Source organism: Frankia sp. AgB1.9, from assembly GCF_016786355.1.
Lineage (GTDB): Bacteria > Actinomycetota > Actinomycetes > Frankiales > Frankiaceae > Pseudofrankia.
Window position 1 is genome coordinate 17,812 of record NZ_JADWYX010000114.1, and the last position, 12,722, is coordinate 30,533.

Consider the following 12,722-nt stretch of genomic DNA (forward strand, 5'->3'; position numbering starts at 1 on the left):
CGTCTATTCGCCCCGAGCCTTCGCGATGATTTCCTTCGCGACGTTGCCGGGAACTTCGGCGTAGGAGTCGAACTGCATGGAGTAGTTCGCCCGGCCCGACGTCTTCGACCGCAGGTCGCCGACGTAACCGAACATCTCCGACAGCGGCACCAGCGCCCGGATGATCCGGGAGCCGCCGCGCTCGTCCATCGCCTGGATCTGGCCGCGCCGCGAGTTCAGGTCACCGATGACGTCACCCATGTTGTCCTCGGGAGTCGTCACCTCAACCGACATCATCGGCTCGAGCAGGACCGGGTCGGCCTTGCGCGCCGCGTCCTTGAACGCCATCGATCCGGCGATCTTGAACGCCAGCTCGGACGAGTCGACGTCGTGGTACTGGCCATCCCGCAGGGTGACCTTGACGTCGACCAGCGGGTAGCCGGCGAGCACGCCGAACTCCATGGCCTCCTGGCAGCCCGCGTCCACCGAGGGGATGTACTCCTTGGGGATGCGGCCACCGGTGACCTTGTTCGAGAACTCGTAGCCACCGCCGTCGCCGCCGGAGGGCTCCAGGTCGATGATCACCCGAGCGTACTGACCGGAACCGCCGGTCTGCTTCTTGTGGGTGTAGTCGACCTTCTCCACCTTGCGGCGGATGGTCTCCCGGTAGGCGACCTGCGGGCGGCCGACGTTGGCGTCGACGCCGTACTCGCGCTTCATCCGGTCGACCAGCACCTCAAGGTGCAGCTCGCCCATGCCGGAGATGACCGTCTGGCCGGTCTCCTCGTCGGTCCTGACCTGGAAGGTCGGGTCCTCCTCGGCCAGCCGCTGGATCGCCGTGCCCAGCTTCTGCTGGTCGACCTTCGTCTTCGGCTCGATCGCGACGTGGATGACCGGGGCAGGGAACGTCATCGACTCGAGCACGACCGGCGCGTTCGGGTCGCAGAGCGTGTCACCGGTGGTGGTGTTCTTCAGCCCGACGACCGCGACGATCTGGCCTGCGCCGACGCCGTCCCGGTCTTCCCGGTGGTTGGCGTGCATCTGCAGGATGCGGCCGATCCGCTCCTTGCGGTCCTTGGTGGAGTTGAGCACCGCGGAACCGGAAGAGAGCCTGCCGGAGTACACCCGGATGTAGGTCAGCTTGCCCACGAACGGGTCCGACATGATCTTGAACGCCAACGCCGAGAACGGCTCTTCCTCGCTGGCGGCCCGCTTGACCTCGACGTCCTCCCGACCCGGCTGGTGGCCGGTGGTCTCGCCGACGTCGGTCGGGCTGGGCAGGAAGTCGACGATGGCGTCGAGCATGGGCTGCACGCCCTTGTTCTTGAACGCCGTGCCGCACATCACCGGGTTGATCGAGCTTGCGAGGGTGGCGCGCCGAATACCGGCGACCAGCTCCTCCTCGTTCGGCTCCACGCCCTCGAGGTACTTCTCCATGAGCGCGTCGTCGTTCTCGGCGACCGTCTCAAGGAGCTTCTCGCGCCATTCCTGCGCGGCCTCCTGATGGTCACGCGGGATGTCGACGACGTCGTAGGAGGCGCCCTTGTCCTCGGACTGCCAGATCAGACCCTTCATGCGGATCAGATCGATGACGCCCTTGAAGTCGGACTCGACTCCCCACGGCAGCTGGATGACGGCCGGCGTCGCGTCGAGCCGCTCGATCATCATCTCGACGCAGCGGTGGAACTCCGCGCCGACCCGGTCCATCTTGTTGACGAACGCGATCCGCGGCACGTGGTAACGGTCCGCCTGGCGCCACACGGTCTCGCTCTGCGGCTCGACGCCGGCCACGGCGTCGAACACCGCCACAGCGCCGTCGAGGACACGCAGCGACCGCTCCACCTCGACGGTGAAGTCGACGTGGCCCGGAGTGTCGATGATGTTGATGGTGTGGTCGCGCCAGACACAGGTGGTAGCCGCGGAGGTGATGGTGATCCCCCGCTCCTGCTCCTGCGGCATCCAGTCCATCGTGGCGCCACCGTCGTGAACTTCGCCGATCTTGTAGTTCACACCGGTGTAGAACAGGATGCGCTCGGTCGTCGTGGTCTTGCCCGCGTCGATGTGGGCCATGATCCCGATGTTTCGGGTCGTGGCCAGGGCGGCACGTACATCAGCCATGACAGATCACCAGCGGTAGTGGGCGAAGGCCTTGTTGGACTCGGCCATCTTGTGGGTGTCCTCCCGGCGCTTCACGCTCGCGCCGAGGCCGTTGCTCGCGTCGATCAGCTCGTTCATGAGCCGCTCGGTCATCGTCTTCTCCCGCCGGCCACGCGAGTACGCGACCAGCCAGCGCAGCGCCAGCGTGGTGCTGCGGCCGGCGCGGACCTCGATCGGCACCTGGTAGGTGGCGCCACCGACCCGGCGGCTACGCACCTCCAGCGTCGGCTTGACGTTGTCCAGCGCCCGCTTGAGCGTGACCACGGGGTCGTTGCCGGTCTTCTCCCGGGCGCCCTCGAGCGCGCCGTAGACGATCCGCTCGGCAATCGACTTCTTGCCGCTCATCAGCACCTTGTTGACCAGAGAGGTCACCAGCGGCGACCCGTACACCGGGTCGACGACGACAGCGTGCTTGGGAGCGGGCCCCTTGCGTGGCATTAGCCCTTCTCCTTCTTCGCTCCGTAGCGGCTACGAGCCTGCTTGCGGTTACGGACACCCTGCGTGTCCAGTGCCCCGCGAACGATCTTGTAGCGAACGCCCGGAAGGTCCTTCACTCGCCCGCCGCGCACCAGGACCATCGAGTGCTCCTGGAGGTTGTGGCCCACACCCGGGATGTACGCCGTGACCTCGATCCCGCTGGAAAGCCGGACACGCGCGACCTTGCGCAGCGCCGAGTTCGGCTTCTTGGGCGTGGTCGTGTAGACGCGAGTGCACACGCCACGGCGCTGCGGGCTCCCCTTGAGAGCCGGGGTCTTGGTCTTCTCGACCTTGTCCTGCCGGCCCTTCCGGACCAGCTGCTGGATCGTGGGCAACGCCGCTCCCGTTCTCGTCCTTCTCGTGGTGCCGTTGTCCCCCGTGGTCCGGGGGTCCGAGGGTCGCCCCTCGGGGAAAATCGCGGGCTCCGGAGCTGACCGAAGTCAGCGCCCAGATGACCCATCGTGTGTTCCGCCGACCCACGCGGTCGGGCGTGTCGCGCCCGCCAGCACCTACCGGCCTAGACCGATCTGTCCCAGAGGGAGCGCACCTACCGGCTCATCGAGCGCCCGTCCACCAACAAGGCCCACCTGGAGGCAGGTCTCGGGATGAGACGGGCACCGACAGTCGCTGACGGCGGTCAGACTGACGCACGCGCACCGCTGGTACACCCGGGGATACCCAGAGGGTCACCCGCGTTCCGGCGGCTTGCTTCATCCGATCCGGACAGACTCACCCGGACCTAGATCATCGCCACAAGTCTACCTGACACCGCTCTGTAACAGCGACAGGCTAACCCGCGACGCACGCTGACGGCTGTAACCCACCCCCGAGCCGCTCGGGCCCTTCGGGGTCCAGGGGTCGCCCCCCGGGTCAGCATCACGAGCCTGCCGGCGCTGTCCTGAGGACAGGCGCCAGACTTGCCCGACTTGCATCACGGGCTAGCCGGAAGCCGTCTGAAGGACAGCGACCAGGCTTACCCAACTCGCCACAGCGCCAGCCGACCGAATCGTGTCGAGGCGCAGGACACACGCCGGAGCCACGCGGACTCCGGCCACAGGACGCAACATTACTCCACGCCCACGTCAAGTGTCGAACCGGGTCTCCTTTGCGCCCACGGCCAGTCGGCCGCCCGCCGGGCGCTACCGGAGCTCAGGCGTCCCGCCTCCCGCGAGGACGCGTCCCAGTCGTTCGTCGCCGTTGACGTGTCGTGTGCTGGCTATGGGGCCAGCTGTCCCGTTGCGCTGGAACCGTTGTACCGGCCCCACGTCTCGCCCATGTTGCGTTGTGTTACCGCGTGACTGACATACCGGCCTGCGGGGCCCATTGTGCCGCTCTGGCAGGCTGAGTGCAGGCAAAACGCCAAGTTGGCGCGAACCGAACGGCAGCCGATACGGCCCTGATCGCTACTTACGCCCTCCCGTGGTCGTGAATCGTCCATGAGTACAACCACTGGAGGGCCAAAACGGCGATCAAGCTGGCCGGCCGGGGCGAGTCCGGGCTGACAGTAGGTCGCCGATTCCGGTTGATGACGATGGGAGCGCTCATGGCGACCAGGAGCCCCGCGACGGCGGCCAAGCCCGGCGAAAGCCCTGGTAGTGGGCCAGGAGCGGGCGAGTACACCTCAGCTCCCCGCACCCTGGCGGCCTCGGTGGCAGCCGCCGACCCGCGGCGAAAGCCGTCACGCGCGGAGCTCCAGGCCGCCTACGGTCGCGCCGTCCCGGACCTGATCGGGCCCGGCCTGAAGGTCCTGATCTGCGGGATCAACCCGTCGCTGGCGGCCGGCGCGACCGGCTTCCACTTCGGCGGCACCGCGAACCGGCTGTGGGCGACGCTGCACCAGGCCGGCTTCACCGACCGCCAGTTGCACCCGTCCGAGACGGACGAACTGCTCGCCCGCGGCATCGGCATCACCAACATCGTGAACCGCGCCACCGCCCGGGCGGACGAGATCACCGACGACGAGATCCGCGCCGGCGTCGGCCGGCTGACCACCACCGTCGACCGGTACCAGCCGGGTTGGCTGGCCTTCCTCGGCCTCGGGGCTTACCGGACCGCCTTCGACGTGAAGAAGGCGACGGTCGGCCGCCAGCCCGACCACCTCGGGCCCGTCGGCGTCTGGCTGCTGCCGAACCCCAGCGGCCTCAACGCCCACTACTCCCTCCCAGCCCTGGTCGAGGCCTACCGCGAGCTCTACGAGGCCGCCTACGCCTCGTAGGGCCTCGGAGCCCATCGACTGGTGCCTGGCGGTCGTGGACCAAGCGCCGTCCCCCGCCACCCGTATGACTCGGCGCCCGGGCCGCGGCGGCACACCCCCGAACCCCACGTTGCCCCTGTCAGCGAGAGCGGTCCCCGGCGCCGCAGCCGGCCAGCCCGCGCGTGATGATCGCCGTTTCAGCCCTCTGGCGGTCGTGAATCCGGCCCGCCCACAACCACCGGAGGGCCAAACTCGCGATCAAGCCCCTCAACGAAACGGCGGGCGCCCCCGAAGGGACGCCCGCCGTTTCGCGGTACGGCTGTTGACTAGCGGTAGTCGCGGCTGCCGAAGTCGAACTCATCGAGCGGGACGGCCTGGCCGCTGCCGGTGCCGAAGGCGCCGTACTCGACCGTGCCACCGTCCTCGAAGCCGCCGACCGTGTACATCTGGGCCCGCGCCTCCTCGGTCGGCTCGACCCGGATGTTGCGGTACCGGGTGATGCCGGTACCAGCCGGGATGAGCTTGCCGATGATGACGTTCTCCTTCAGGCCGACCAACGAGTCCGACCGGGCGTTGATCGCCGCGTCGGTGAGGACTCGGGTGGTCTCCTGGAAGGAGGCAGCCGACAGCCACGACTCGGTGGCCAGCGACGCCTTGGTGATACCCATCAGCACCGGACGAGCCGAGGCCGGCTGGCCGTTGGCCTCGACGACGCGACGGTTCTCGCCCTCGAACCTGCCCCGCTCGACCAGCTCGCCGGGCAGCAGCGTCGTCTCACCCGACTCCAGCACGTTCACCCGCTTGAGCATCTGGCGGATGATGATCTCGATGTGCTTGTCGTGGATCGACACACCCTGCGACCGGTACACCTCCTGGACCTGGTCGACGAGGTGCAGCTGCACCTGTCGCGGCCCGAGGATGCGCAGCACCTCGTGCGGGTCGACCGCACCGTCGATGAGCTGGGTGCCCACCTCGATGTGCTCGCCCTCGGCGACCCGCAGGCGCGAGCGCCGCGGCACCGGGTAGGGCATCTCCTCCGAGCCGTCGTCGGGGACGATGACGACCTTGAGGGTCTTGTCCGTCTCCTCGATCTTGACTCGGCCGACGACCTCGCTGATCGGCGCCTTGCCCTTGGGGCTACGGGCCTCGAAGAGCTCGACGACACGCGGCAGACCCTGGGTGATGTCGTCACCGGCGACGCCACCCGCGTGGAAGGTACGCATGGTCAGCTGCGTGCCCGGCTCACCGATCGACTGGGCGGCGACGATGCCGACCGCCTCGCCGACGTCGACCAGCTTGCCGGTCGCGAGCGACCGGCCGTAGCACTGGGCGCACACGCCGCGGCGGGACTCGCAGGTCAGCGCCGAGCGGACCCGGACCGTCTCGATCCCGGCCTCGAGCAGCTGGCCGATGACCACGTCGCCGAGGTCGGCGCCGGCCGGGACGATGACCTCGCCCGTCCCGTCGACCGCGTCCTGGGCCAGCGTCCGCGCGTACGCGGAGGTCTCCGCGTACCGGTCGCGGACGAGCACGCCGGTCCTGGCGTCCTTGGTCGCGATCCGGGTGGAGACGCCGCGCTCGGTGCCGCAGTCGTCGTCCCGAACGATGACGTCCTGGCTGACGTCGACGAGCCGGCGGGTCAGGTAGCCGGAGTCGGCGGTCCGCAGCGCGGTGTCGGCCAGGCCCTTACGGGCACCGTGCGTGGAGATGAAGTACTCCAGCACGGACAGGCCCTCGCGGAAGTTCGCCTTGATCGGCCGCGGGATGATCTCGCCCTTCGGGTTCGAGACCAGGCCACGCATGCCGGCGAGCTGCCGGATCTGCATCATGTTTCCGGCCGCGCCGGAGTTGACCAGGATCGCGACCGGGTTGGTCGGCGGGAAGTTCTCCTCCATGGCCTTCGCGACCTCGCTGGTCGCGTTGGTCCAGATCTGGACCAGCTCGCTGCGGCGCTCGTCGTCGGACAGGAAGCCGCGCTCGAACTGCTTCTGGACCTTCTCGGCCAGGTCCTCGAACTTGGCGAGGATCTCGCCCTTGTTCGGCGGCGCGATGACGTCCTCGATCGCGACGGTGACACCGGACCGGGTGGCCCAGTAGAAGCCGGCGCTCTTGAGGGCGTCCAGGGTCGCGGCGACCTGGGCCTTCGGGTACCGCTCGGCCAGGTCGTTGACGATCGCGGCCTGGTCGCGCTTGTGCAGCAGCTCGTTGATGAACGGGTAGCCCTCGGGGAGGGCCTCGTTCAGCAGGCAGCGGCCGAACGTCGTCTCCAGGGTGAACGGGTCACCCGGGATCCAGTCCGCCGGCGCCTCCCAGTCGGTCGGCGGCGTGTGGTCACGCAGCCGGACCTTGATCAGCGACTGCAGCCCGACTTCCTTCGCGTCGTACGCCATCTGGGTCTCGGCGACGCTGGAGAAGGACCGGCCCGCACCGAGCCCGCCCTCGGCCAGCCGGGACAGGTGGTACACCCCGGTGACCATGTCGAGGCTCGGCATCGCCAGCGGACGGCCGGACGCGGGCGAGAGGATGTTGTTGCTGGACAGCATCAGGATCCGGGCCTCGGCCTGCGCCTCGGCGGACAGCGGCAGGTGGACCGCCATCTGGTCGCCGTCGAAGTCCGCGTTGAACGCGGTGCAGACCAGCGGGTGGATCTGGATGGCCTTGCCCTCGACCAGCTGCGGCTCGAACGCCTGGATGCCGAGACGGTGCAGGGTCGGCGCCCGGTTCAGCAGCACGGGGTGCTCGGTGATGACCTCTTCGAGCACGTCCCAGACGACCGGCCGCGCGCGCTCCACCATCCGCTTGGCGGACTTGATGTTCTGCGCGTGGTTGAGGTCGACCAGCCGCTTCATGACGAACGGCTTGAACAGCTCCAGCGCCATCTGCTTGGGCAGGCCGCACTGGTGCAGCTTGAGCTGCGGGCCGACGACGATGACCGAACGGCCCGAGTAGTCGACGCGCTTGCCGAGCAGGTTCTGGCGGAACCGGCCCTGCTTGCCCTTGAGCATGTCCGACAGCGACTTCAGCGGGCGGTTACCGGGACCGGTGACCGGGCGACCGCGGCGGCCGTTGTCGAACAGCGCGTCGACGGCCTCCTGCAGCATCCGCTTCTCGTTGTTGACGATGATCTCGGGCGCGCCGAGGTCCAGCAGCCTCTTCAGCCGGTTGTTCCGGTTGATGACGCGCCGGTACAGGTCGTTCAGGTCGGACGTGGCGAAGCGGCCACCGTCGAGCTGCACCATCGGGCGCAGGTCCGGCGGGATGACCGGGACGCAGTCCAGCACCATCCCCATCGGGGAGTTGCGGGTGCTCAGGAAAGCCGAGACGACCTTGAGCCGCTTGAGCGCACGGGCCTTCTTCTGGCCCTTGCCGGTGCGGATAGTCTCCCGCAGCGACTCGGCCTCGGCGTCCAGGTCGAAGTCGGCGAGCCGGCGCTGGAGCGCCTCGGCGCCCATGCCGCCCTCGAAGTACTGGCCGAACCGGTCGCGCAGCTCGCGGTAGAGCAGCTCGTCCGGCTCCAGGTCCTGGACCTTCATGCTCTTGAACCGGTCGAAGACGCGGTCCAGATCGTCGATCTTGCGCTGGGCGCGGTCGCGGATCTGGCGCATCTCGCGCTCGGCCGACTCGCGCACCTTGCGGCGCGCGTCGCCCTTGGCGCCCTCGGCCTCGAGCTGGGCGAGGTCGGACTCCAGCTTGCGCTGGCGGGCCTCGACGTCCGCGTTCTTGCGGTCCTCCATGCCCTGCTTCTCGACGCCGATGCGGGCTTCGAGGGTCGGCAGGTCACGGTGACGCCCGTCGACGTCGACCTTGGTGATCATGTAGGCGGCGAAGTAGATGACCTTCTCAAGGTCCTTCGGCGCCAGGTCCAGCAGGTAGCCGAGCCGGCTCGGCACACCCTTGAAGTACCAGATGTGCGTGACGGGCGCGGCCAGCTCGATGTGGCCCATCCGCTCACGGCGCACCTTCGCGCGAGTCACCTCGACGCCGCAGCGCTCACAGATGATGCCCTTGAACCGGACCCGCTTGTACTTACCGCAGTAGCACTCCCAGTCCCGGGTCGGACCGAAGATCTTCTCGCAGAAGAGCCCGTCCTTCTCCGGCTTCAGGGTGCGGTAGTTGATGGTCTCCGGCTTCTTGACCTCGCCGTGCGACCACTGGCGGATGTCGTCCGCGGTGGCCAGGCCGATGCGCAGCTCGTCGAAGAAGTTGACGTCCAGCAAGACTGTCGCCTGCTCTCTCTTTCTCGTGTCGGACGCTCAGTCGGTGTGTGGGCCGGACCGGCCCGCCCGCGGGTTACGGGCGGGCCGGTCGGCCGCTCACACCTCTTCGACGCTGCTCGGCTCCCGCCGGGACAGGTCGATCCCAAGCTCCTCCGCCGCCCGGAACACATCCTCGTCGGTGTCGCGCATCTCGATCTGGACGCCGTCGCTGGAGAGCACCTCGACGTTCAGGCACAGCGACTGCATTTCCTTGATGAGCACCTTGAAGGACTCGGGAATACCGGGCTCCGGGATGTTCTCGCCCTTGACGATCGCTTCGTAGACCTTGACGCGACCGTGCACGTCGTCGGACTTGATCGTCAGTAGCTCCTGCAGGGCGTAGGCGGCGCCATACGCCTCCAGCGCCCACACCTCCATCTCGCCGAACCGCTGGCCACCGAACTGCGCCTTACCACCCAGCGGCTGCTGGGTGATCATCGAGTAGGGGCCGGTCGAGCGAGCGTGGATCTTGTCGTCGACGAGGTGCAGCAGCTTGAGGATGTAGATGTAACCGACCGCGACCGGGTACGGATACTGCTCGCCGGTGCGGCCGTCGAACAGCTTGGCCTTGCCGGACGACCCGATCAGCTGGACGCCGTCCCGGTTGGGCAGGGTGGCGTCGAGCAGGCCGGTGATCTCCTCCTCGCGGGCACCGTCGAACACCGGGGTGGCGACGTTGGTGCCGGGTGCGGCGGCGTCGACCCCGATCGAGCGGAGCCGCTCCTTCCACTCCTCGTCACCCGAGTCCACCTGCCAACCGGTCTTGGCGACCCACCCGAGGTGGGTCTCCAGGATCTGGCCGATGTTCATGCGTCGCGGCACACCGTGCGGGTTGAGCACGACGTCGACGGGGGTGCCGTCCTCGAGGAACGGCATGTCCTCCTGCGGCATGATCTTCGCGATGACGCCCTTGTTGCCGTGACGGCCGGCAAGCTTGTCACCGTCGGTGATCTTGCGCTTCTGGGCGACGTAGACCCGGACCAGCTCGTTCACGCCGGGCGGGAGCTCGTCGCCGTCCTCGCGGGAGAACACCCGGACGCCGATGACCTTGCCGGACTCGCCGTGCGGCACCTTCAGCGAGGTGTCCCGGACCTCCCGGGCCTTCTCGCCGAAGATCGCGCGCAGCAGCCGCTCCTCCGGGGTCAGCTCGGTCTCGCCCTTGGGCGTGACCTTGCCGACCAGGACGTCGCCGGGGTTCACCTCGGCGCCGATCCGGATGATGCCGCGCTCGTCGAGGTCCGCGAGGACCTCCTCGGCGACGTTCGGGATGTCGCGGGTGATCTCCTCCGGACCCAGCTTGGTGTCCCGGGCGTCGACCTCGTGCTCCTCGATGTGGATCGAGGAGAGGACGTCGTCCTGGACCAGCCGCTGGGAGAGGATGATCGCGTCCTCGTAGTTGTGCCCCTCCCACGGCATGAAGGCGACCAGCAGGTTCTTGCCGAGCGCCATCTCGCCGTTGTCGGTGCACGGGCCGTCCGCGATCACCTGGCCGGCCTCGACGCGAGCACCCTCGTCGACGATCGGCTTCTGGTTGATGCAGGTGCCCTGGTTGGAGCGGCGGAACTTGGCCAACCGGTAGGTGCGCCGGGTGCCGTCGTCGTGCATGACGGTGATGTAGTCGGCGGACAGGTCCTCGACCACACCGGCCTGCGTGCAGACGACCACGTCGCCGGCGTCCTTGGCCGCGCGGGCCTCCATGCCGGTGCCGACCAGCGGCGACTCCGAGCGCAGCAGCGGCACGGACTGGCGCTGCATGTTGGAGCCCATGAGCGCGCGGTTCGCGTCGTCGTGCTCAAGGAACGGGATCATGGCGGTCGCGACCGACACCATCTGGCGCGGCGAGACGTCCATGTAGTCGACCTCGTCCGGCGGGATGAACTCGACCTCGCCGCCCTTGCGTCGGACGAGCACCCGGTCCTCGGCGAAGGAGCCGTCCGAGGTCAGCGGGGCGTTCGCCTGGGCGACGACGTGCCGGTCCTCCTCGTCCGCGGTCAGGTAGTCGATCTGGTCGGTGACCCGACCGGCCTGAACCTTGCGGTACGGGGTCTCGACGAAGCCGAACGGGTTGACCCGCGCGAACGTCGACAGCGAGCCGATGAGGCCGATGTTCGGGCCTTCCGGCGTCTCGATCGGGCACATCCGGCCGTAGTGGCTCGGGTGGACGTCCCGGACCTCCATGCCGGCCCGCTCACGGGACAGACCACCGGGGCCGAGCGCCGAGAGGCGGCGCTTGTGGGTCAGGCCGGCCAGCGGGTTGGTCTGGTCCATGAACTGGGACAGCTGGCTGGTGCCGAAGAACTCCTTGATGGAGGCGACGACCGGCCGGATGTTGATCAAGGTCTGCGGCGTGATCGCCTCGACGTCCTGGGTGGTCATCCGCTCGCGGACGACACGTTCCATCCGGGCGAGGCCGAGCCGGACCTGGTTCTGGATCAGCTCGCCGACCGTGCGCAGCCGCCGGTTGCCGAAGTGGTCGATGTCGTCCACTTCGTACGCCTGGTCGGTGCCCTCGTGCAGCTTCACGACGTACTCGATCGTGCGGACGATGTCGTCCTCGGTGAGCACGCCGGTGGCGCCCTCGACGTGCAGTTCCAGCTTCTTGTTCACCTTGTAGCGACCGACCTTGGCCAGGTCGTAGCGCTTCGGGTTGAAGAAGAGGTTCTCCAGCAGCGTCTGGGCGGACTCGCGCGTCGGCGGCTCACCCGGCCGCAGCTTGCGGTAGATGTCCAGCAGCGCGTCGTCCTGGCCGGAGGTGTGGTCCTTCTCCAGGGTGACCCGCATCGACGGGTAGTCGCCGAAGCGCTCGAGGATGCGCGCCTCGTCCCAGCCGAGCGCCTTGAGCAGCACGGTGACGGACTGGCGGCGCTTACGGTCGATGCGGACGCCGACGGTGTCACGCTTGTCGATCTCGAACTCCAGCCAGGCGCCCCGAGACGGGATCACCTTGCAGGAGAACAGGTCCTTGTCGGAGGTCTTGTCGAGAGACTTCTCGAAGTACACCCCGGGCGACCGGACGAGCTGGCTGACGACCACTCGCTCGGTGCCGTTGATGACGAACGTGCCCTTCGGGGTCATGAGCGGGAAGTCGCCCATGAACACGGTCTGGCTCTTGATCTCACCGGTGGTGTTGTTCGTGAACTCGGCGGTGACGAACATCGGCGCCGAGAACGTCATGTCCTTGTCCTTGCACTCCTCGACGGAGTACTTGGGCGGCTCGAACCGGTGATCCCGGAACGAAAGGGACATGGAGCCCGAGAAGTCCTCGATCGGAGAGATCTCCTCGAAGACCTCCTCGAGGCCGGAAGTCAGCGGTACATCGTCGCGGCCGGCGTCGACGGAGTCCTGGACCCTCTCCTGCCAGGCATCGCTGCCGATCAGCCAGTCGAAGGACTGGGTCTGCAGGGCGAGTAGATCCGGGACCTCAAGTGGCTCGACAATCTTGGCGAACGAGATGCGGGAGGCGGAGCGCGAGGCGGCCAAGGTGGTCCTTCCGGTGGCCTGGCATCGGGCGGGAGATGCCGACGAGCCGTCGGGGTGGTCAGGTGATCAGTGTCTCGGCGCGGGTTAACCCCGCGCCGCCGGGGGGGTGGGGCGGGGGGGTGGGGTGGGGCCCCCCCCCCCCCCCCCCCCCCCGCCGCCCCCCCCCCCCCCCCCCCCCC

General features: G+C 68.3%; 6 protein-coding genes. 1 reads left to right on the top strand and 5 read right to left on the bottom strand.

Going from position 1 to position 12,722, the window contains the following annotated elements; translation table 11 throughout:
• Window positions 1-3: 3 nt before the first annotated feature.
• The 3 genes from fusA to rpsL are packed head-to-tail and all read right to left on the bottom strand — an operon-like array spanning window position 4 to window position 2,948.
• Entirely contained in the window at window positions 4-2,097 is a 2,094-nt protein-coding gene (fusA, locus tag I6A60_RS32665) for an elongation factor G (protein ID WP_203024657.1), read from the bottom strand.
• 6 nt (window positions 2,098-2,103) lie between these two features.
• Window positions 2,104-2,574: a 30S ribosomal protein S7 gene (gene rpsG, locus I6A60_RS32670; protein ID WP_007514811.1), complete on the bottom strand. Its 471-nt coding sequence runs from the start codon at window positions 2,572-2,574 to the stop codon at window positions 2,104-2,106.
• Window positions 2,574-2,948 carry a 30S ribosomal protein S12 gene (gene rpsL / locus I6A60_RS32675; RefSeq protein ID WP_007514810.1) on the bottom strand — a complete coding sequence of 125 codons (375 nt, stop codon included), beginning with the start codon at window positions 2,946-2,948 and terminating at the stop codon, window positions 2,574-2,576. The genes rpsG and rpsL overlap by 1 nt, the downstream gene beginning before the upstream one ends.
• Window positions 2,949-4,156: 1,208 nt before the next feature.
• On the opposite strand from rpsL, the gene mug reads away from it, so the two are divergent.
• On the top strand, window positions 4,157-4,828 hold the full coding sequence (gene mug, locus I6A60_RS32680; RefSeq protein ID WP_203024656.1) for a G/U mismatch-specific DNA glycosylase: 672 nt from the start codon (window positions 4,157-4,159) through the stop codon (window positions 4,826-4,828).
• 305 nt (window positions 4,829-5,133) lie between these two features.
• Here mug and I6A60_RS32685 read toward each other — a convergent pair whose 3' ends face one another.
• Window positions 5,134-9,024 carry a DNA-directed RNA polymerase subunit beta' gene (locus I6A60_RS32685; protein ID WP_203025396.1) on the bottom strand — a complete coding sequence of 1,297 codons (3,891 nt, stop codon included), beginning with the start codon at window positions 9,022-9,024 and terminating at the stop codon, window positions 5,134-5,136.
• A gap of 96 nt (window positions 9,025-9,120) precedes the next feature.
• The gene (gene rpoB, locus I6A60_RS32690) at window positions 9,121-12,543 is read right to left on the bottom strand and encodes a DNA-directed RNA polymerase subunit beta (protein WP_203025397.1); all 3,423 of its coding nucleotides are present in this window, start codon (window positions 12,541-12,543) and stop codon (window positions 9,121-9,123) included.
• Window positions 12,544-12,722: the final 179 nt, after the last annotated feature.